This is a genomic window from Parageobacillus sp. NEAU-HV-2, from assembly GCF_059115485.1.
Window position 1 is genome coordinate 90925 of sequence record NZ_JBXUJJ010000008.1, and the last position, 20670, is coordinate 111594.

The following is a 20670-nucleotide window of genomic DNA, read 5'->3' on the forward strand; positions in this document are numbered from 1 at the left end:
ATATTCTTCCTTTTTTCATGCAGAAACTTTATGATGATTGTAACGGAACGATTTGGTGCGGCGACAAATGTAGTAGAATGGGAGGAGAAAGGATGGACTCCGTCTTTGAGGAGTTGTATGAGAAGTATCATCATGACATTTTTAATTTCCTATTTTATATGGTGCGAAATCGCGAGCAAGCAGAAGATCTCGTTCAAGAAGTATACATAAAAGTATTGCGTTCGTATAAGCGGTTTAAAGGGGAAAGCAGTGAAAAAACATGGTTGCTGTCGATTGCGCGCCATGTGGCGATCGATTTTTTCCGCAAACAAAAAAGCCGACGGCGCAAAATATTAGGGAAATTAGATTGGAGTGAAGAACAGCTTGGCGATGGACAGCTGTTGCCGGAGGAAATCGCGATTCAAAAAGAGGAGATTCAGCTGTTGTACCGTTGTTTAGAACGTTGTACGATCGATCAGCAGCTTGTCATCGTGCTTCGTTTTATCCAATCGCTGTCCATTACGGAGACAGCGGAGGCGTTAGGATGGACGGAAAGCAAAGTCAAAACGACGCAGCACCGGGCGTTGAAAGTGTTGAAAAAGCATATGGAAGAAGAAATGGAGAAAGGAAGAGGACAGCGTGAAAAAGTTTCGGTGGAATGACGAATGCCTTGAGCATGCGCTACAGCAGATGCCGATGATTAAAGATCATCGTTCGAAGGAAGAAATATATCAACAAATCAAAGCAAGAAAAACGGTACGTCAGAAAGCCTGGTTTCTTCCAGTGCTAATCCCCATTGTGGTGGCGGTGTTTGTAATGGCGATCTATGCTCCTAGCCTTCCATTCACACAACGCCCGGAAAAAGGAACCGAGAAGTTAGATCAGCATCTGATAACGCTACAGGCAAAGCAGCCGGCGAAGGAGAGCCAAACGCTTTTATCTGAGGGGGAGCACGATTCGTTTTTATCGCGTATTGCGACAAAAGAAGCATTGAATGATCAAGATATTGTTGTAGTAGGGATCCCTGACCAACAGTCGCAAATCATCATTCCTATTAGCGTTCCAGTAAAAAAATATGAACCAGCGGCTGAGCAGCTCGCAATGGCCACATCCAAAATTGATGAACAAAAATGGGGGATATCAAAGCGGCTACTTGATGGTGTCACGATTGCTCCTTCTCGTGAAAGCAATCAAGTCTGGTTCGTTCGCGTGCCAAAACAACATCCGGTTTTTTCCGAAGGACCGATGGGGGAGTCTTTGTTTCTTGCCAGCATTGAGGAAACGATTCGCTGGATGGGAGGAAAGATAGTCCGCTTTTTTACCGAAAAAAAGGAAGGAATGGCGCTTCATTATAGAGGATATGTCAAAGAACTGGAAATTCCGAATAAGAAGCGGGCGTATTATTTATACTGGTCCGGCTCGACGCATCCTGTATTTCTTGTTCCGTCGCCGCAGCATGTTCCAACGTTTTTAGAAGCATTAAAACAAATGAAAAAAGATGGAGATGGGCCGCTGCGCTCCGTTGTTCCAAAAGGAGTTGGCATTAAGAAGGTGAGCGTGCAGAATGATCTTGTCGTGATCGAGTTTACGGAAGATTCCAAGTTAAATGGACTGCCAGCGGTTCAATGGATGGTCGAGGCAATTTTGCTTACGGCGAAAGAGTTCGGCTTTCGCGCCGTCACCTTTAAAGGCGGAGGCGTCAAACAAATTGGTCCGTATATGTTTGGGGAAAAAATCGCCGTACCTGTTGGCCCAAATCCGATTATGTCTTATGCATCCGCACAATAAAATTTATTACAGTTTTGTTAATGTAGCAATGGTAATGTTCTATTTGCCGCTTTTTTCACATAATACATATATGGTGGAATGATAACGAAAAGGAGGAGCGGATGATGGGGGATGTGATGAGACGTTTGCTTGTCGTGGCGGGCATGGCTGTTTGCATTCGCTTGCTATTTATGGTTGGGCTGGCAGGGTGATGTGTGAAAATTCGCAAAACCATTGTCCTCCCCATCTCTATGCGATATAATGATAGAAACATAGTGGGAGGAGAGAGAAACATGTTAACCGATTACCACAATCATCTCGAGCGGGGAACGTTGACCCTCGATTATTTGCGACAATTTACCGATGAAGCGGCAAGAAAGGGAATTCAGCATTTTGGTATATCTGAACATGCCTACCATTTTTACCAAACAAAAAATATTTTATCCAATCCATGGGTTGACGCGCGCCGCTACTACGATATGGCTGACTATGTCCGGCTGTTCCATGAAGCGTGGGATGCCGGAATTGACGTAAAAATGTCCATTGAAATGGATTATACGCCGGGAAAACATGAAGAAATGGCGCAATTTATCCAATCTTATGAGTTTGATTATGTGATCGGTTCGATTCATTGGGTTGATGATTTTGGCATTGATTTGGCAGAGTATCGTCATGAATGGGAACGCAGGGATCTATACGATACATACCGCAAATATTTTGACCAAGTTGTCACCTTGGCCGAGTCCAACTTATTCGATATTATCGGCCATCTTGATTTGGTCAAAATATTTAAATACGTTCCGGAAGATGAAGAATTTTTGCTCGAACAATACGATCGTGCGACAACCGCGCTGGCAAACTCGAAAACATGCGTCGAAATCAGCACAGCAGGACTGCGGAAGCCGGTCGGCGAGCTATACCCGGATCAACGGCTATTGCAAATGTGCTACGATAAAGGCATCCCGATTGTACTTTCCTCAGATGCGCACGTTCCTGAACATGTAGGGGCAGATTACGACAAGGCGATTGCGCTTGCCAAAAGCGTCGGCTATACGGAACTGATGACGTTTCATAAGGGAGAACGGAAAGCGGTGCCGCTTGGATAAAAGCGGTGATGATGCAAAAAAGGAATGGGGCTTCCCATTCCTTTTTTGTTTAGGAAACTTCTAATCTTTTGACAATGTCAATGTCTTGGATTTCCGCTAATTTTTGCAGCAAAGCATCATCGATTGGCTTGTCTAACGAAAGCAGCATGATTGCCTTGCCGCCTGCTTCTTGCCGTCCGACTTGCATCGTGGCGATGTTTACTTGATGTTCACCAAGCACGTTTCCGACTTTTCCGATCATCCCCGGGCGATCTTGGTGTTGAATGTAAAGAAGATGGCCTTCCGGTGCAAAGTCAATCGTAAATCCGTCAAAGTGGACGATGCGGTCGCCATAGTTTGGAATGTGTGTGCCTTTGATCGTAAATGTTCTATTTTCGCCATGAACGGTAAGGGAAATGCAGTTGGCATAGCCATGTGTTTCATCAGAAAACTTTTCGCCGTACGTAATGCCCCGTTCTTTTGCGATCATGGCCGCATTTACTTCGTTGACTGTCGAAGCGACACGCGGCCGTAAAAATCCGGCGAGCAGGCTGCGCGTGATATAAGTCGTTTCTAAATCGGCGACGGTTCCTGCATACGTAACGGACAGTTCTTGAACCGGAATGTTCATATATTGTGAGGCGATCATGCCCATTTTCTTCGCTAAATGGTAGAATGCTTGAATTTTTTCGTATACGTCTTTGGACAAGGCTGGCAGATTAATAGAAGATGTAACCGGTTTGCCTTCCAAAAACTGCAATATTTCCTCAGCGACTTGAGTAGCGACATTTAACTGCGCTTCTACCGTGGAAGCGCCAAGATGAGGAGTGACGATCACATTATCAAACGACAATAATGGATGGTCTCCCGGCGGTTCTTGTTCAAAGACATCGAGGGCGACCCCTGCCACATGGCCATTTTGCAAAAACGGAATGAGCGCCTGTTCATCAATAATGCCGCCGCGGGCACAGTTGATGAGATACACTCCTTTTTTCGTTTTTGCCAAATTTTTCTCGCCAAGAAGTCCCTTTGTTTCTTTTGTCAGCGGAGTGTGCACGGTAATAATGTCGGCGCAAGCGAGCACCTCATCAAGCGTATGAATCGATACACCGAGTTTTTCGGCGCGTTCTTTCGTTAAAAACGGGTCGTATACGTGCACGGCCATGCCAAAGGCGCGCGCGCGTTTCGCTACTTCAGAGCCGATGCGGCCGAACCCGATGATGCCTAAATGTTTTCCTTGCAGTTCCACGCCAACAAACGCGGAGCGATTCCATTCTCGTGATTTGACCGAAATATGCGCCTGCGGAATGCGGCGCACGAGCGCGGCCATCATTGCAAAAGTGTGTTCGGCGGCGGAAATCGTATTTCCATTTGGCGCGTTAATGACGACAATCCCGCGCTTCGTCGCCGCTTCAACATCAATATTGTCAACCCCGACGCCGGCGCGGCCGATAATTTTTAAATTTGGCATTTTCGAAAGCAGTTCTTCTGTTACTTTTGTCGCGCTGCGGACGAGCAAGGCGTCAAATTCATGCAGCTCTTTTTCTACTTCACTGACCTTTTTTTGCACGATTTCAATTTGTTCGGATTTTTGTAGCGGGGCTAATCCTTCTTCGCTGATAGCGTCAGAAACTAAAATGCGAAACACGTCGATGTGCTCCTTTCTTATTCAAGAATTTTAAATTTCTGATAATTTATCATACTAAAGCGCTTTCTGTCAATGAGATGACAAGAAGTCATACCAATGTAAACGTTTTTATTGTCGAATGTTCGGATTTTGCTTAATAAAAGCGCCCAAGTCGTCATGGAGACTTGGGCGCTTTTTGCTTATTTATTTTTTTGTTCGTTGTAGCGGGCGATGCATTCTTCAATTAATTTGGCAGCAGCTTCCGGGCCTTCCCATGTGCCGATTTCCGTCCGTTTTCCTTGCAAATCTTTATAGCGCTCAAAGAAATGGGCGATTTCTTTTAATTTGTGCTGCGGAAGATCTTCAATGCTTCGGATTTCGTCGAAACGCGGATCTTCAACCGGAACACCGATGAGCTTTGCATCCTCTTCGCCGCTGTCAACCATGTTTAAATAACCGATGACACGCGTGTCAATCACGCAGCCAGGGAACGTTGGGTTGGTGGTGATGACTAAAATATCGAGCGGATCGCCGTCTAAAGCGAGCGTGTTTTGCAAATATCCGTATTCTGCCGGATAAAACATTGGCGAGTACAGGACGCGGTCCAGTTTGAAAATACCCCGTTCTTTGTCAAATTCGTACTTGTTTTGGCTTCCTGTCGGAATTTCGATAAATGCTTCAACCACTTTATTTTCGAATGCCACAACACGTTCCTCCTTTAAATTATGTATGCGTTTCTATTATAAAATAGATGGTAAAGGGTAGCAACTGCAGAGATGAGCCGTTCGCAAACATCATGAATGTGGGATCCATTTAGCTCGATTTTATTGAATCAACACTCTTAGCGAAACATAAATAAACCCCTCTTGCAAAAAAGCAAGAGGGGGGATGTTCATCAATCAAATTTATTTGGGTCTCCGTCAAATGGCTCGTCCGCGACTTTAATCGACTCGGTTGGGCAGCCTTCGAAGGCGTCCATCATGTCGTCGATCAAAATTTCCGGAACTTCTACGATACCTTGGTTATCGTCTAAAGTGACGTAGGCGATGCCGTCTTCATCGTAGTCGTAAATGTCTGGAGCTGCCGCTCCGCACGCTCCACAGGCGATACATGTTTCTTTATCCACAATCGTATATTTTGGCATGATAAAAACCTCCCCAAATTCTATTCAAAACGGATGAGCCATCTCCGTGTTGCGTACTCGGAAATGAGCTTTCACTTTTATAATAAGGCTGTTTCGGCAACTTTTCAACATAAAAATGTCACATCTGTATTTTTACACATGCGAGCGGTGTTTACTTTTTTCTAAACGGAAAAACTTTATGCGCGAAACAAGACGGGTATTTCTGTTAAAATAAATGTAGACTAAGCTGTTTGCATAAAGGAGCAGCTGGCATGAGAGATGGATATGCTGCGTTTTTACTGTTGTTTTGTCTAGACCGCTTCAACGGCGAAAGGTCGTTGGCGGCGGTCTATCACTTATTTTCCGGAAAAAAATCGGCGCAAACGCTGCAGGACAGTAAATGGTTCCAGCTTGAACCGTTTTTTGGCGTATGGAAAGATATTACGTTCAGCGAGATCGAGGCAGCAGCACAATCGTTGTTAGAAAGCGGCTTGATTGCCCCTGTGCAACATCGCGCTTATATATTAACAGAAAAAGGAAAAAGATGGCTGGATGAACAGCTGCAGCGGACATTTTTTCCGATGCATCTCAATGGATGGCGCTACCACGACTTGGAAAAATGGTTTTGGTATCGTTTGTCTTTGCTTGTGCAAACATTATCGAACCTTCTTCATCATACCCGTTTTGAGCCGATCCACCGCCATGAAAAAACATTGATGTGGGTGAAGCGCTATTTATTATCACAGCGAAGAACAGTGCGGACATTAGCAGAATCGCTTTATAGGGAGCTGGAGGGCCTTCTCGATGACGTTTCCGAGGAAGAGGCGACGGTGTTTACCTTGCGCCTGACGAGTTTTGCGCGGATCGGCTGGACGAACGAGCAAATTGCATCGTATTTACAAAAAGATCGCGTATACGTTCAGTTTCAATTCCAAAACGTGCTCCATTATATGATGGCAACAGCGGAAGCGAACCGTCCCTCCATTTTATATGAATTGATGGATGGATTGTCATTGCCGGTGCCATTGACGCTTTCTGCGCAAAAAACGTATGAATGGCTATTGCGCGGGAAATCGCTTGGCGAAATTGCGCGGCTGCGCCGTTTAAAACGAAGCACAATTGAAGATCATGTTGTAGAAATTGCCGCTAATATTCCGCAGTTTTCGATCACACCGTTTGTACATGAAAAAAAGGCGGCAAAGATTGCGGAAACGGCCCGAAAATTACGGACCCGCAAATTAAAGTTGATTCGCGATGCGATTGGTGACGACGTCAGCTATTTTGAAATCCGCCTCGTATTGGCAAAGGAAGGGGAGATGTGGTGACGTTAACGCAACTGCTTCAAGAAAAGTTTGGATATTCTTCATTCCGCAAAGGGCAGCAGGAGATTATCGAAGACCTTTTGCGCGGATATGATGTGTTGGCGATGCTGCCGACGGGAGGGGGAAAATCGCTTTGTTATCAGTTACCAGCCTATTTATTGCCGGGCAGTGTATTAATCATTTCCCCGCTTGTTGCGCTCATGGAAGACCAAGTGCAGCAGCTTCGGCAGCGCGGTGAAAAGCGGGCCATTGCTTTCAATAGTTTTTTAGAAGCAAAGGAGAAGTGGCGGGCGCTTGAGCAGCTTCATCAATTTCGTTTTATTTATGTCTCGCCGGAGATGCTGCAATCGGAGCGCCTGCTTGTCGCCCTAACACATACCCCTATTTCCTTATTTGTCGTCGATGAAGCTCACTGCATTTCTCAGTGGGGATACGATTTTCGTCCTGATTTTTTAAAGCTAGGGGAAATCCGGCGCCAGCTCGGGTCGCCGCCGTGCCTAGCATTGACAGCTACGGCGCCTCCGGAAGTGATGAATGATATTATCGATATTTTGCGTCTTTCTCCGCTGCGCCGCCATATTCATTCCGTTGACCGTCCGAATATTGCGCTCAAGGTAGAAAAGCTAGGCTCGCTTTTCGAGAAAGTGGATCGCTTGCTCGACTATGCCAAGCGTCTTCAAGGTCCTGGAATCATTTATTTTTCGAGCCGACAATGGGCGGAAACGATGGCGCATAAGCTGCAGCAGGAAGGAATCGAGCGGGTGGCGTATTACCATGCAGGCATGGATGCCGAACAGCGGATGCTGGTGCAGCAGCAATTTTTACGCGGACAATTAGACATCGTATGCTCTACGGCTGCGTTTGGCATGGGAGTCAATAAAGAAAATATCCGCTTTGTTCTCCATTTTCATATGCCCGGTCAAATGGAAGCGTATCTTCAAGAAATCGGCAGGGCGGGGCGCGACGGAGAAAAAAGCATTGCGATTTTACTATATACCAATGGGGACGAGGGCATGGTACAATCGCTAATGGAAGCGGAACTGCCAGACGAAGCACAGGTGAAACAGCTGTGTGAAAATTTATTATATGGCGCTTCACGAGACGATGTAGAGCAATACATGGATATGTGTCTGTTTACGGACGTCCAGAAGCGGATTTTTATGTACTTTTTGGAAAAAGAAGGGGTCTTTTCTTCCAATCGGACGCTTGCCAAGCAAGAAATTGCCCGCCTTTATGGAAAAGTGACAAAGAACGTCGAATTGCGCCGGCAATGGAAGCGGAAAAAGCTAAAGGAAATGGAAAAATGGGTTTTTCACCGCTCCTGCCGTCGGGAGGCGATTGTCCAAGCCTTCGGGCAGACCCTGACGGACAAGCCGGAGCGGTGCTGTGATTGTTGTGGGTTGCCATTAGACGACTACTTCCGTACGAACAAGGAAAAACACCCTACCCATTTCCTTGGCTGGCGGGCCGAGTTACAGCGTATTTTCTTTTAAAGCGAGGCGTAGTGAATGAAGCGGCAAAGTGAACAAATCCAAATGATGAGCGATCGCGAAGTGCTTCTCCATTTATATTTGACACAATTATTGCTAATTATCGTGTCCGTCGTTATCGCATTTTTTCTTTTTGATGTTTCGACATTGCGGCGCATTTGGCAGTTTGATTTGGCTAAGGTGGTTGTCTATGGCGGGGGAAGCGCCGCCATCGTATTAGCGCTTGATTTTTTAGCGATGCGCTATTTGCCAAAACAATGGCATGATGACGGGGGGATTAATGAGAAAATTTTCCGCAGCCGTCCGATTCCGCATATCTTTTTTTTATGTTTATTGATCGCTTTCAGTGAAGAATGGCTGTTTCGCGGCGTCATCCAGACGCATTTCGGCTTGTTTGTCGCCAGCACAGTGTTCGCCTTGTTACACATCCGCTATTTAGAAAAATGGTTTTTGTTTGTGATGGTAGTGCTGTTAAGCTTTTTTCTTGGTTCTATTTATGAATGGACCAAAAGCCTATGGGTAACGATTTTTGCCCATTTTCTGATCGATTTTATTCTAGCGGTAGATATTCGTCTCCATTATGTGCGCGAAAGGAAACAAAATGGGGGTAATCATGAGTGAGTGAGCAGCGTATCGAGGATCAAGCAGAAGGATTGCGGGAATTGGTGCAACAAAAAAATCAGTCGATAAAGGAAGGCGGCCTATCGCTTCCGCCGCGCAGCGAGGTGCATCGGAAGAAGCCAAAAAAGCGGGAAAAGAAAAAGAAGTGGAAGCTGAAGTATCCGCTCGTGCGTTTGTTAGTACTGTTTTTCATTTTGCTGCCGATTTCGATGTTAAGCATTTATTATACCAATCAAGACTCGAAAATAGTGACGGTTGTCACCCGCAGCGAAACAGGCAGTTATGAATTAGTTGATATTGCCTCCGGTGAGAAGGGAACAACCGAATCAAGTGGCTCAACAACAGCGGCACAAAATCGGCCTGGATTAAAGACAAAAAAGACAAACAAAAAAGAAACAGGGCAAAAAGTAATCACACATGTCGTGCAGGAAAATGAAACACTATACAGCATTGCGATGAAATATTATCAGAGTGATCGCGGAATGGAAATCATAAAAAAATGGAATCATTTGCAAAATACAAAGCTCCATCAAGGACAAGTGTTGCAAATTCCGGTGACGGATGTGAAAAAATAAAACGATCGTTTTTTCGTTCTAACGAAGCAGGCTCGTACATACGTTTATAATAAGAAAGGGTGGAGGAAAAACGAGGGGATGGAATGATGGGAAATTTTCTTGAGCGTGTGCCGATGGATGAAGTCACAAGGCAAATGCTGCTTGGAGTGATTGAAAAAAAACAAAAATGGGAGCGGCTGAAGAAAAAAGTTTTTTCTTTGCAGCTCGTTACTTTCGGCGGATTCGCGTTGTTTTTCATCTATATTTTATTTTTTCTAATTTTTCCAAGTGACACATGGAAGGCGCTGATCAACGGGTTTTTGGGGAAACCGGTGCATTTATATATATTATTACTGCTGTTTACCTCGTATTGGGCCATTTTATATTACAAAGGAAAATGTGATAAAGCGGAAGAGGAATTTCATTCCCTTCGTTGCGAAATCATTCAAAAAAGCATCGATTTATGGAAAGAAGAACAGCAATGGAAAGAGCGGCATAAACTGTTTGAAATGATGAAAAGGGAGTACGATATTAATTTGTATTATGAAAATAGCTGAATGGTGCTCCCATTCAGCTATTTTCCGATTAGAAAAATTTCTTCCGGTCACGCTCTTCTTTTAAAATTTCAACTGCTTCACGAAAACGCTGGGCGTGGATGATTTCACGTTCACGTAAAAAACGAAGCCCATCGTTTAAATCTGGATCATCACTCATATTAATGATCCATTGATAAGTAGCCCTCGCTTTTTCTTCCGCCGCAATATCTTCATACAAATCGGCAATCGGATCCCCCTTCGCTTGAATGTATGTCGCCGTAAACGGAACGCCGGCGGCATTATGATAAAATAAAGCGCGATCATGATCGACATAGTGTGCATCAAGACCTGCTTCTTTCAGCTGTTCTAGGGTGGCATCTTTTGTTAATTTGTATACCATTGTTGCAATCATTTCCAAGTGAGCCAATTCTTCTGTCCCAATATCTGTGAGTAAACCCATTACTTTATCAGGAATGGTGTAGCGTTGATTTAAATAACGAAGCGCGGCAGCGAGTTCTCCATCCGCCCCTCCATACTGTTCAATTAAATATTTCGCCAGTTTGGGGTTGCATGTGCTGACACGGACAGGGTATTGCAATTTTTTTTCATAAATCCACATCCTAATTTCCTCCCTTTACAGCGTGCTGCTTTGCTATACTTGCCAAGGCCAAGGAGAATCATTCCAGTTCCACGGATAGTTGGAATAGCTGTTTCCATATTGTTGCAATGGACCATAACAGGACTCAAACTGTTTCTTCAGTTGTTTCCGTTTTTGCGCAAGCTGGTTAAATTGTTGGATGGCTTGGTAGTCGGTAGGATGGGTGTCGAGGTATAACGTTAAGTCGACGAGGGCAAAATCGACTGCTTGAAGCTCTTCTAAAAGTTCATAGTATTCTGGTGGCATCTGTTTCATTGTCCATCACCTTTAGTTTTCATTTCGTAAGGGCCATAATATGGATCATAAAAAATTTTCCAAAGAGTTCCTTTTTGTAACGCTTCATGCAAGGGGAATTGCGGCAAGTTTGGCGGCTGAAATCCGACATATTGGTTCGGCGCGGTGACAAATGTTTTGACACGAATTGGCGGACAGGGGTCAAATGGGCTTACATATGGTTCATAATGCTTTCGTGTGGTGAACATAAAGAACCTCCTTTTGGCAGAACTTCAGTCTATATTTATGACCATTGCGTTTTATTCATGACTCCCTTTTTCAGTGAATACATGTAAGAAAAAAGGGAGGAAGCAGAATGTGGTTTCATCTGTTTTGCATTGCTGTCGGATTTTTATGTGGATATTTAATGATTCATTGGCTGCCGCCATTGACTCCGTTTGATTTCACCCGTTTTATCACCGAGCTTATTTTTAATCCTTTGCGGACGTTTTTAGCGCTGGTTTGCTTTTTTGTTGGTTTTTTGGCAAATGCGGTAGTGATTCGCACCGTCATTGAAGGAATTGTGTTATGTCTGCAGGGAAAGCGGGTGCGCTGGATGGAATGGCTTGTTTGCTGCGGGGGGATGGGAAGCTTTTATTGGCTATTTCAATGGGAAGTGAGGTTAGCTGCTTTATTTTTTATTTTCTCCTTTTTTTATGGTATGATATCGGTGGATTTGGATCGTTCTCGGCAGTATAATCGGAATTTATAGGGGGCATTATAGATTGGTTTGGATCGTCTTTTTTGCTTTTCTCTGTATATTGGCTTATATGTGGTGGGAAGCGCATCGAAACCGCGTTGTTCACATTGAGCTGGCCTTTCCTCAGTTTCCAAGTAGTTTTCGGGCGTTTTCCATTTTTTTTATTTCCGACCTTCATCGACGGATATTGGCGAAAAAAATTGTGGAGGAAATAAAAGGAAAGGCGGATATTGTTTTAGTTGGCGGGGACCTTACGGAAAAAGGGGTGCCCGCCGCGCGTGTCAAGGAAAATATTCGCCGTTTAAAAATGATTGGACCAGTTTATTTTATTTGGGGGAATAATGATTACGAAGCGGAATATGATTTGCACTCGCTTTTGCTCGAGGAAGGAGTGCATATATTGGAAAATAGTGCTGTTATATTGCAATCCCCGAATGGCGAGAAGCTGGCTCTCATTGGCGTGGAGGATATGAGTAAACGGCGCGCAAAATTAGATAAAGCGCTTCAAGGGTTGGATGAGAATGCATTCCGCATCCTTGCTTCACATAACCCGAAAATTGTCGGGCGTCTTCGCCCTGAACATCGCATTTCGCTTGTGATCAGCGGCCATACGCATGGAGGGCAAATTCGTTTCTTTTCGTTTGGGCTCTATGAAAAAGGCGGTTTAAAAAGCGTGAACGGAACAGCTGTTTATGTCAGCAACGGATACGGGACGACAGCCATTCCGCTTCGCTTTGGAGCCCCTGCGGAAACGAATTTGATTACCATTCGTTCGTTGAAAGAAGATAAAGAAAAAATGCTTGTCTAAATGACTGCAAACGATGTAAACTCATTATAATAACAAACGAACCATTTATGAATTATTTCATACAATAAACATAAGAGATGGCTGTGTAGGTAAGGAGGGGTGTTGATGCGTCTTGAACGCTTAACCCACAATAAAATTAAAATTTTCCTTACGTTTGACGATTTGATGGATCGCGGTTTAACGAAAGAGGATTTATGGAAAGATACGTTTAAAGTTCATCAATTGTTTCGCGATATGATTGAGGAGGCAAGCGAGGAACTCGGCTTTGAAGTAAACGGGTCGATCGCGGTGGAAGTATACTCTTTACCGGCACAGGGAATGGTTGTTATCGTAACAAGCGAGGGCGAGTACGATGAAATGGAGGAGGAGTTTGCCGACGATTATATTGAAATGCAAGTAACGCTCGATGAGAGCGATGACATATTTTACGAATTTCAGACGTTTGAAGATGTCATTCAGCTTGCTCATCGTCTGTACGCGATCGGTTGCTTAGACGGAACGCTTTATTCTTACCAAAACCGATTTTACTTGCATGTCGCGGAAGAACCTCCGATTCCGGTCGATAATTTTGTCGCTTTGTTGGCGGAGTTTGGCAGCCCTTCGACGATAACGATACATCGTGTGCAAGAATATGGTAAAAAGCTAATCGAGCGTCGAGCGATTGAACAACTCGTTCATTATTTTCCAGCAGATTAGCGCATAATCAGACTCCTTCATGTGGACAAGGAGTCTGATTTTGTTGTTTAAGGGCAAGAAAAACCAATATATAATAAGGAAAAAAACGCATATAAACATAAAAAAGATGGAAATGGTTATAAATAGTCGTAAATCGCTTACCATTTTATTTTTTTTCCTTTGCATAAATAGTAAGAAGGTGTATACTATGACATGGAAGGCGACAATATCAAATATCATAGTGAGCTTATAGGAGGTTTACGTATGGTAGCCGATAAGCATACCAGCGAAGAAAAAGAACAAAAAGAATATGACGTATTAACAGCAACGCAAATCGTTATACATAGAGCTCTGGAAAAGCTGGGATATCCGGAAGAAGTATACGAGTTGCTAAAAGAGCCGATTCGCATGCTGACAGTGAGAATTCCGGTGCGCATGGATGACGGTACGGTGAAAATTTTTACCGGCTACCGCGCCCAGCATAATGATGCGGTTGGTCCAACTAAAGGAGGCGTTCGTTTCCATCCAAACGTCACAGAGCGCGAAGTGAAAGCGCTATCTATTTGGATGAGTCTAAAATGCGGCATTGTCGATTTGCCATATGGCGGCGGAAAAGGTGGAATCGTTTGTGATCCGCGCACAATGTCTTTCCGTGAATTAGAGCGGTTAAGCCGCGGCTATGTGCGCGCGATCAGCCAGATCGTTGGTCCGACAAAAGACATTCCGGCGCCAGATGTCTTTACGAACTCACAAATTATGGCATGGATGATGGACGAATATAGCCGGATTGACGAATTTAACTCGCCTGGATTTATTACAGGAAAACCGTTAGTGCTAGGCGGCTCGCATGGGCGCGAAACTGCCACGGCAAAAGGAGTAACGATCTGTATTCGCGAAGCAGCGAAAAAACGCGGCATTGATTTAAAAGGAGCTCGCGTTGTCATCCAAGGCTTCGGGAATGCGGGCAGCTTTTTAGCGAAATTTATGCATGATGCCGGCGCGAAAGTCATCGGCATTTCCGATGTGTACGGGGCACTGTATGACCCGAACGGTTTGGATATCGATTATTTGCTGGAGCGCCGCGACAGCTTTGGCACAGTAACGAAATTATTTAAAAATACAATTACGAATAAAGAATTGTTGGAACTCGACTGCGATATTTTAGTGCCGGCAGCGATTGAAAACCAAATTACGGAAGAGAATGCACCAAATATTAAAGCAAGCATTGTCGTGGAGGCGGCAAACGGCCCGACGACGCTAGAGGCGACGGAAATTTTAACAAAACGCGGCATTTTGCTTGTCCCGGACGTATTAGCAAGCGCGGGCGGCGTAACGGTTTCGTATTTCGAATGGGTACAAAACAACCAAGGATTCTATTGGACGGAAGAAGAAGTGGAAGAGCGACTAGAAAAAGTCATGGTGAAAGCGTTCAATAACGTATATGAAATGGCGCAAACACGCCGTGTCGATATGCGCTTGGCCGCTTATATGGTCGGCGTCCGCAAAATGGCGGAAGCATGCCGGTTCCGCGGTTGGGTATAAAAAGAATTTTATTTGCAACATGCCAAAAAATCCCCTATCATATGGTAGGGGATTTTTTGATGCTATAAGGAGTGAAGGGCATGGTAAAAGAAGAAAAAATCATTATTGTCGGCGGGGGGCCTTGCGGACTCGCTGCGGCGATTGCTTTACAAGATGTGGGTTATCGCCCATTAGTAATAGAGAAAGGAAATATCGTTAATTCCATTTATCACTTTCCGATTCATCAAACGTTTTTTAGTACGAGTGAGCGTCTTGAAATTGGCGGGGTTCCGTTTATAACAGAAAATCGAAAGCCAAAGCGCAATCAAGCGCTTGCCTATTACCGCGAAGTCGTCGCGCGAAAGCAAGTGCGCGTGCAAACGTTTGAGGAAGTGAAGCAAGTAGAGAAACAAAATGATGGAACGTTCCTTGTCAGCACGACAAAAGGACAATACCGCGCCGAATATGTCATTGTTGCGACAGGATATTACGACAACCCAAACTATATGAACGTGCCGGGGGAAGAGTTGCCGAAAGTGACCCATTATTTTAAAGAAGCGCATCCATATTTCAATACCGACTGCGTCGTTATCGGCGGAAAAAACTCGAGTGTTGATGCAGCGCTTGAACTTGTCAAAGCGGGGGCGCGCGTTACGGTATTATACCGGGGAAGCGGCTATTCGCCAAGCATTAAACCTTGGATTTTGCCGGAATTTGATTCTCTCGTGCGCAAAGGAATTATTAAAATGGAGTTTAACGCTCACGTAAAGGAAATTACCGAAGATGCTGTCATTTACGAAGTAGAAGGAGAAACGAAAAAAATCAAAAACGATTTTGTTTTTGCGATGACGGGATATCATCCCGACCATAATTTTTTGAAGAAAATGGGAGTAAAAGTCGATCCGGAAACGGGGCGGCCGTTTTACAATCCGGAAACGATGGAAACGAACGTCCCTGGCATTTTTATCGCCGGTGTCATTGCAGCGGGAAATGATGCTAATGAAATTTTTATTGAAAACGGCCGCTTTCACGGCGGGCAAATTGCTGCTTGCATTGTCAGACGGGAACAAGAGAAACAGCAATGACAGGAAGAGGCTGGAACAAACCAGCCTCCTTGATTATTCCATAAACATTTCTTGCAGTTTTTGCGGGTTGTTTGTTATTTCCAGGGCGACAAGCAGTTTGATGCGCGCTTTTTGCCCGTTTAGCCCATTGGAAAAAATGACGCCCATTTCTTTCAGTTGCTTACCGCCTCCTTCATATCCATAGATGTCTTGGACAATTCCGTTAAAGCAACGGGATACAAGAACGACTGGAATGCCGGCGTCAAGCAAAGAACGCACCCCTTGAGCGGCGCGCGGAGGCAGATTTCCCTGCCCTAACGCTTCAATGACAACTCCGTCAAGCGGAAGCGTTTGAATGGCATGAAAAATTGCTTCATCCATACCTGCATACGCTTTTAATAAAATCACGTTTTTCGATATCGTGTGAACCGGATATGTCGTGCGTTTTGTCGGCGCGTGGTGAAAAAACACCCCCCGCTTTGTGACGATGCCAATCGGCCCGTACTGCGGGCTTTGGAATGTCGCAATGTTGGATGTATGTGTTTTTGTCACGTTTTTAGCTGTGTGGATTTCATCATTGAGCACGACCAATACCCCTTTTCCGCGCGCTTCATCACTTATCGCCACTTTTACTGACGAAATTAAGTTGTACAGCCCATCCGCGCCGATTTCGTTGCTAGAGCGCATCGCGCCGGTAACGACAATCGGCACATCGGTCCGCACGGTTAAATCTAAAAAATACGCCGTCTCTTCAAGGGTGTCTGTTCCATGTGTAACAACAATGCCTTCCATTTGTTCGTCGGCGATTTTTTCCTCGATGCGATTGCGCAATTGCAGCATTTCCTGCGGCGTCATATGCGGCGATGGCAAATGGAACAGCTCTTCTACATAAATATCAGCAAGACTTGCCAATGGCGGAGTCGCATCATGAAGCGGATGTGTTTCATCAGGGCGTACGGCTCCTGTTTCCTCGTCTTCTTTCATGGAAATGGTGCCGCCTGTATGAATAATTAGGATTTTTTTCATTATTTTCCCCCCATTTGAAAGTTCTATCATGCAATAATAAAAGAAGGTCATTTTCAAATGTTCTAGTCTCATGTTACCATAAAGAAAAAGAATGGAAACGGGGATTTGTATGTTCGCATTAATTTCCTCTGGCATTGCTCCAGGAATTGCGCTGCTTAGCTATTTTTATTTGAAAGATGAATACGAAACAGAACCGTTATCCTTTGTATTGCGAATATTTATCATCGGAGCGCTGCTGGTGTTTCCGATTATGTTTATTCAATATGTGTTTCGTGTCGAGGGGATTGCAGTTTCTACGGTCGTTCGCGCCTTTTTTTTGTCCGGATTGTTGGAAGAGTTTGTGAAATGGTTTATCGTTTATTTCTTTGTTTATGATCATCGTGAGTTTGATGAGCCATACGACGGCATTGTTTATAGCGCCAGTGTGTCGCTCGGGTTTGCGACGATGGAAAATATTTTGTATTTATTGGCGAACGGTGTGGAGGTTGCTGTAACGAGGGCGCTTTTGCCGGTTTCCAGCCACGCTTTATTCGCAGTCATCATGGGTTTTTATTTTGGCAAGGCAAAATTTACGAGAAAGAAACGGCGTTACTTATTTCTTGCGTTTTTTCTGTCTTTTCTGCTGCACGGAATGTATGATTTCATTTTGTTAACGCAGGAGAAATGGAGTTATTACATGGTTCCATTCATATTGTTATTATGGTGGGTTGCGCTTCGCAAGGTAAAACAGGCAAAAGCATTACACGGTTACGAAAAAATTCTTTCTGTAAAAAGTCAAGCATAATAAGCTTGGCTTTTTGCTTTTTTTGCATAAAAAGGCAAATTCGAAAGAAAATAGGGATAAAACAACAGTTGCAATACGGGAGGGTTTGCGTATGGTTAGGAAGATGCAGAGGTATTTATGGCTTGGTATTCTTATTGCTTGCCTGTTTTTTTGTATAAAACCGGCTGAAGAGGCAAAAGCATTTTCGAATCAAGTGATTCAGCGCGGGGCTGTTGGGGATGACGTCATCGAATTGCAGGCGCGGCTGCAATATATCGGATTTTACAACGGAAAAATTGACGGTGTTTTCGGCTGGAAAACGTACTGGGCAGTGCGCAATTTTCAATATGAATATGGGCTTCCGGTCGATGGCCTTGTCGGCGAGAGCACAAAAGTAAAACTAGTAAAGGTATCGAAATATCATGAGGGATTTGTGAAGGAACAAATTCGTAAAGGAAATGAGTTTACCCATTACGGAGGCAAGCCGTTAAGCCAGCAAGTCAAGAAAAATAATAGGGGCGGCAACGGAAACAGATCGGTAAGAGCGACAGCATCCAATGTGCCAAAAGGTTTTTCGCAAAACGATATTCAACTGATGGCAAACGCGGTATATGGGGAGGCGCGCGGGGAACCTTATATCGGCCAAGTCGCAGTGGCGGCGGTCATTTTAAATCGTCTTGAGCATCCTTCGTTCCCGGATACAGTGGCGGGCGTTATTTTCCAGCCAGGAGCATTTACGGCGGTAGCCGATGGACAAATTTGGTTGACTCCGAATGAAACAGCGAAAAAGGCGGTGCTCGATGCAATTAACGGCTGGGATCCTACCGGTGGAGCCATTTATTATTTCAATCCGGCCACCGCAACGAATGCATGGGTTTGGAATCGGCCGCAAATTAAACGGATTGGTAAACATATCTTTTGTAAATAATGCAGGAGGTGAGTGAAATGATACGGAATTTATTAATCGGCGTACTGTCACTTGCTGTGGTAGGAACAGCGTATTGGGGATACCGGGAGCATAAGGAGAAAAATGCAATCTTAATTCATGCGGAAAATAACTATCAGCGTGCTTTCCATGACTTAGCGTACCAAATTGATTTGCTGCATGATAAAATCGGAACAACGCTTGCCATGAATTCTCATGCTTCCTTGTCCCCGGCTTTAGCGGAAGTATGGAAAATCGCTGCCGAAGCTCACTCTGATGTCGGGCAATTGCCGCTCTCCTTGCTTCCGTTTAACAAAACGCAAGAGTTTCTTGCAAAAATAGGAGAATTCAGCTACCGGACAGCGATTCGCGATTTGGAAAAAGAGCCGCTTACGAAAGAAGAATATCGTACGCTGCAGGCGTTCTATAAAAATGCGGCAACCATTCAGCAAGAACTGCGCAACGTCCAGCATTTAGTATTAAAGAACAACCTGCGCTGGATGGATGTCGAATTGGCACTCGCCACGAACGATCGTTCCAGCGATAATATCATTATCGACGGGTTTAAAGCAGTGGAAAAAAATGTAGATACTTTTACGAAGTCGTCTGAATTTGGCCCGGCTTTTATTGGCTTCGAAAATACGGAAAAAGGTTTTGTCCGCGCAAAAGGAAAAACGATTTCGAAAAATGAAGCGAAACGCATTGCCCGTTCTTTTCTTGGATTAAAGGGCACGGAAACCATCAAAGTAACGGCAAGCGGAAAAGGAGCGGATGAACGCTTTTACAGTCTGACGATTCATGATCCGAAAACAAAAGGCGATATTTATATGGATATTACTGCAAAAGGCGGTTACCCAATTTGGGTGATCAATAGCCGTCCAATTGGCAAACAAGCGATTAGTTTACATGAAGCGGCAAATAGAGGGATGAAGTTTTTGCAGCGACATCAGTTTAAAAACTTAGAGCTTTATGATAGCTCCCAATATGATAACGTCGCTGTATTAACATTTGTGACAAATGAAAACGGAATTCGCATCTATCCAGAAGCAATTAAAATGAAAGTAGCTCTCGACAACGGAACGATTGTCGGCTTTTCTGCGCGCGATTATTTGTCTTCTTCCATCAAGCGCCCACTTGCGAAACCGAAATTGACGATGGAACAAGCAAAGAAAAAAATCAATCCGAATTTAAAGATTATGGAACAGCGCCAGGCCGTCATTATAAACGACATGAACGAGCCAGTGCTCTGTTATGAATTTTTAGGGACACTTGGAGAAGACACCTATCAAATTTTTATTAACGCAAACAGTGGAATGGAGGAACAAGTGGAAAGGCTGCAAAGCACAGAGCCAAGCTATAGTTAAGGTAGTTGTTTAGGGAAAAGCTTGATGAGGGCTTTTCCTTTTTGTTTTAATAAATAAGGAGAGAAAAACGTGAGGGAGAGACGATGTTGAAAATAGGGGATATGTTAACGTTAGAGCCGTTGGATGGCGGGGAAGAAAGATATAAAGGCAAAGTATTGGAAATAGGGGATCACTATATTCATATAGGTTATCCAGTTGATGAAAAGACAGGGAAAACGGTATTTTTACTAAACGGAATGCAATTTAAGGCAAGCTTTGTCGGACAAGATGATTGCCTTTATTTATTTGAAACGGAAGTGACCGGAAAGGTGCGGCAACCGGTGCCGATGATCGTCCTCGCTTATCCGGATGCTGATAAGCTCGTGCGCATTCAGCGCCGCCGCTATGTGAGAATAAAAGTCAATGCCGATGTGGCGATTCACCCGCTTCATCAGGAATTTGCACCATTTACGACGATGACGACCGATATTAGTGCTGGCGGAGCGGCGGTCGTATTGCCGCCGCAATATCATCGCCAGCTGCTGCCTGGAATGGTCGTCGAAACATGGCTAGTGCTCGCAATGAGGTCAGGTGAATATCACTATTTAAAAGTAAAGGCGAAAATTGTTCGGACGTTTCAAAGCGAAAATGGCGTCTATAAGGCATCGCTGCAATTTTTAGACGTAGCTCCCCAGGATCGCGTGCGATTAATTCGCTATAGTTTTGAACGGCAATTAGAAGCAAAAAAGGCGGAAAACAGAGTGAATAAATGGGGGGAAAGCGTGGAATAATGGCGTATAAAAAATGAAA

Annotated in this window: 24 protein-coding genes; 17 read left to right on the forward strand and 7 right to left on the reverse strand. The window is 44.4% G+C overall.

Annotated elements, in window-relative coordinates:
• The first annotated feature begins 92 nt into the window (after nucleotides 1–92).
• From sigX to AC1WMD_RS13565, 3 genes are all read left to right on the forward strand, one after another.
• A complete protein-coding gene (gene sigX / locus AC1WMD_RS13555; RefSeq protein ID WP_043905307.1) occupies nucleotides 93–641 on the forward strand; it encodes an RNA polymerase sigma factor SigX in 549 nt (182 codons plus the stop codon).
• On the forward strand, nucleotides 619–1767 hold the full coding sequence (locus tag AC1WMD_RS13560) for a GerMN domain-containing protein (protein WP_043905306.1): 1149 nt from the start codon (nucleotides 619–621) through the stop codon (nucleotides 1765–1767). Before sigX ends, AC1WMD_RS13560 begins: the two co-directional genes overlap by 23 nt.
• 272 nt (nucleotides 1768–2039) lie before the next feature.
• A complete protein-coding gene (locus AC1WMD_RS13565; protein ID WP_043905305.1) occupies nucleotides 2040–2852 on the forward strand; it encodes a histidinol-phosphatase in 813 nt (270 codons plus the stop codon).
• 49 nt (nucleotides 2853–2901) lie between these two features.
• Here AC1WMD_RS13565 and serA read toward each other — a convergent pair whose 3' ends face one another.
• From serA to AC1WMD_RS13580, 3 genes are all read right to left on the reverse strand, one after another.
• Complete coding sequence (serA, locus tag AC1WMD_RS13570) at nucleotides 2902–4479, reverse strand: phosphoglycerate dehydrogenase (RefSeq protein ID WP_043905304.1); 1578 nt, start codon at nucleotides 4477–4479, stop codon at nucleotides 2902–2904.
• A gap of 179 nt (nucleotides 4480–4658) precedes the next feature.
• On the reverse strand, nucleotides 4659–5162 hold the full coding sequence (locus tag AC1WMD_RS13575; RefSeq protein ID WP_043905303.1) for an inorganic diphosphatase: 504 nt from the start codon (nucleotides 5160–5162) through the stop codon (nucleotides 4659–4661).
• A gap of 191 nt (nucleotides 5163–5353) precedes the next feature.
• On the reverse strand, nucleotides 5354–5602 hold the full coding sequence (locus tag AC1WMD_RS13580; RefSeq protein WP_011231729.1) for a ferredoxin: 249 nt from the start codon (nucleotides 5600–5602) through the stop codon (nucleotides 5354–5356).
• A gap of 251 nt (nucleotides 5603–5853) precedes the next feature.
• On the opposite strand from AC1WMD_RS13580, the gene AC1WMD_RS13585 reads away from it, so the two are divergent.
• The 5 genes from AC1WMD_RS13585 (at nucleotide 5854) to AC1WMD_RS13605 (ending at nucleotide 10125) form a co-directional block, all read left to right on the forward strand.
• The gene (locus AC1WMD_RS13585) at nucleotides 5854–6906 is read left to right on the forward strand and encodes a YpbB family protein (protein WP_494257607.1); all 1053 of its coding nucleotides are present in this window, start codon (nucleotides 5854–5856) and stop codon (nucleotides 6904–6906) included.
• On the forward strand, nucleotides 6900–8396 hold the full coding sequence (locus AC1WMD_RS13590; protein WP_494257608.1) for a RecQ family ATP-dependent DNA helicase: 1497 nt from the start codon (nucleotides 6900–6902) through the stop codon (nucleotides 8394–8396). Before AC1WMD_RS13585 ends, AC1WMD_RS13590 begins: the two co-directional genes overlap by 7 nt.
• Nucleotides 8397–8411: 15 nt before the next feature.
• On the forward strand, nucleotides 8412–9014 hold the full coding sequence (locus tag AC1WMD_RS13595) for a CPBP family intramembrane glutamic endopeptidase (RefSeq protein ID WP_494257609.1): 603 nt from the start codon (nucleotides 8412–8414) through the stop codon (nucleotides 9012–9014).
• The gene (locus tag AC1WMD_RS13600) at nucleotides 9011–9589 is read left to right on the forward strand and encodes a LysM peptidoglycan-binding domain-containing protein (RefSeq protein WP_088124184.1); all 579 of its coding nucleotides are present in this window, start codon (nucleotides 9011–9013) and stop codon (nucleotides 9587–9589) included. Before AC1WMD_RS13595 ends, AC1WMD_RS13600 begins: the two co-directional genes overlap by 4 nt.
• Nucleotides 9590–9675: 86 nt before the next feature.
• A complete protein-coding gene (locus tag AC1WMD_RS13605; protein ID WP_043905299.1) occupies nucleotides 9676–10125 on the forward strand; it encodes a YpbF family protein in 450 nt (149 codons plus the stop codon).
• Between the two features lie 28 nt (nucleotides 10126–10153).
• Here the strand turns inward: AC1WMD_RS13605 and AC1WMD_RS13610 are convergent, their stop codons facing one another.
• From AC1WMD_RS13610 to AC1WMD_RS13620, 3 genes are read right to left on the reverse strand one after another with little or no spacing between them, the layout of a single operon-like run.
• Nucleotides 10154–10723: a manganese catalase family protein gene (locus tag AC1WMD_RS13610; protein WP_043905298.1), complete on the reverse strand. Its 570-nt coding sequence runs from the start codon at nucleotides 10721–10723 to the stop codon at nucleotides 10154–10156.
• Nucleotides 10724–10756: 33 nt separating this feature from the next.
• Entirely contained in the window at nucleotides 10757–11017 is a 261-nt protein-coding gene (locus AC1WMD_RS13615) for a spore coat protein CotJB (RefSeq protein WP_043905297.1), read from the reverse strand.
• Nucleotides 11014–11244: a spore coat associated protein CotJA gene (locus AC1WMD_RS13620; protein WP_043905296.1), complete on the reverse strand. Its 231-nt coding sequence runs from the start codon at nucleotides 11242–11244 to the stop codon at nucleotides 11014–11016. The genes AC1WMD_RS13615 and AC1WMD_RS13620 overlap by 4 nt, the downstream gene beginning before the upstream one ends.
• Nucleotides 11245–11351: 107 nt before the next feature.
• Between AC1WMD_RS13620 and AC1WMD_RS13625 the strand changes: the two genes are divergently transcribed.
• The 5 genes from AC1WMD_RS13625 to AC1WMD_RS13645 all read left to right on the forward strand — a co-directional run bounded on the left by AC1WMD_RS13625 (nucleotide 11352) and on the right by AC1WMD_RS13645 (nucleotide 15824).
• A complete protein-coding gene (locus AC1WMD_RS13625; protein ID WP_043905295.1) occupies nucleotides 11352–11747 on the forward strand; it encodes a hypothetical protein in 396 nt (131 codons plus the stop codon).
• A gap of 13 nt (nucleotides 11748–11760) precedes the next feature.
• Nucleotides 11761–12543 (forward strand): metallophosphoesterase, encoded by a 783-nt coding sequence (locus tag AC1WMD_RS13630; protein ID WP_186003866.1) that lies wholly within the window; start codon nucleotides 11761–11763, stop codon nucleotides 12541–12543.
• A 105-nt stretch (nucleotides 12544–12648) separates the two neighbouring features.
• Nucleotides 12649–13239, forward strand: coding sequence for a genetic competence negative regulator (locus tag AC1WMD_RS13635; protein WP_043905294.1), 591 nt, complete (start codon nucleotides 12649–12651; stop codon nucleotides 13237–13239).
• Nucleotides 13240–13482: 243 nt separating this feature from the next.
• Nucleotides 13483–14760, forward strand: a complete 1278-nt coding sequence (locus AC1WMD_RS13640) for a Glu/Leu/Phe/Val family dehydrogenase (RefSeq protein ID WP_043905292.1) — start codon at nucleotides 13483–13485, stop codon at nucleotides 14758–14760.
• Nucleotides 14761–14840: 80 nt separating this feature from the next.
• The gene (locus tag AC1WMD_RS13645) at nucleotides 14841–15824 is read left to right on the forward strand and encodes a YpdA family putative bacillithiol disulfide reductase (protein ID WP_043905291.1); all 984 of its coding nucleotides are present in this window, start codon (nucleotides 14841–14843) and stop codon (nucleotides 15822–15824) included.
• Between the two features lie 33 nt (nucleotides 15825–15857).
• Here AC1WMD_RS13645 and AC1WMD_RS13650 read toward each other — a convergent pair whose 3' ends face one another.
• On the reverse strand, nucleotides 15858–16829 hold the full coding sequence (locus AC1WMD_RS13650) for an asparaginase (RefSeq protein ID WP_043905290.1): 972 nt from the start codon (nucleotides 16827–16829) through the stop codon (nucleotides 15858–15860).
• Nucleotides 16830–16938: 109 nt separating this feature from the next.
• Between AC1WMD_RS13650 and prsW the strand changes: the two genes are divergently transcribed.
• The 4 genes from prsW to AC1WMD_RS13670 all read left to right on the forward strand — a co-directional run bounded on the left by prsW (nucleotide 16939) and on the right by AC1WMD_RS13670 (nucleotide 20651).
• On the forward strand, nucleotides 16939–17613 hold the full coding sequence (prsW, locus tag AC1WMD_RS13655; RefSeq protein WP_043905289.1) for a glutamic-type intramembrane protease PrsW: 675 nt from the start codon (nucleotides 16939–16941) through the stop codon (nucleotides 17611–17613).
• A 91-nt stretch (nucleotides 17614–17704) separates the two neighbouring features.
• Complete coding sequence (gene sleB / locus AC1WMD_RS13660) at nucleotides 17705–18520, forward strand: spore cortex-lytic enzyme (RefSeq protein WP_043905288.1); 816 nt, start codon at nucleotides 17705–17707, stop codon at nucleotides 18518–18520.
• Nucleotides 18521–18537: 17 nt separating this feature from the next.
• Nucleotides 18538–19881 (forward strand): germination protein YpeB, encoded by a 1344-nt coding sequence (gene ypeB, locus AC1WMD_RS13665; protein WP_043905287.1) that lies wholly within the window; start codon nucleotides 18538–18540, stop codon nucleotides 19879–19881.
• 83 nt (nucleotides 19882–19964) lie between these two features.
• Nucleotides 19965–20651: a flagellar brake protein gene (locus AC1WMD_RS13670; RefSeq protein WP_043905286.1), complete on the forward strand. Its 687-nt coding sequence runs from the start codon at nucleotides 19965–19967 to the stop codon at nucleotides 20649–20651.
• Nucleotides 20652–20670 lie beyond the last annotated feature (19 nt).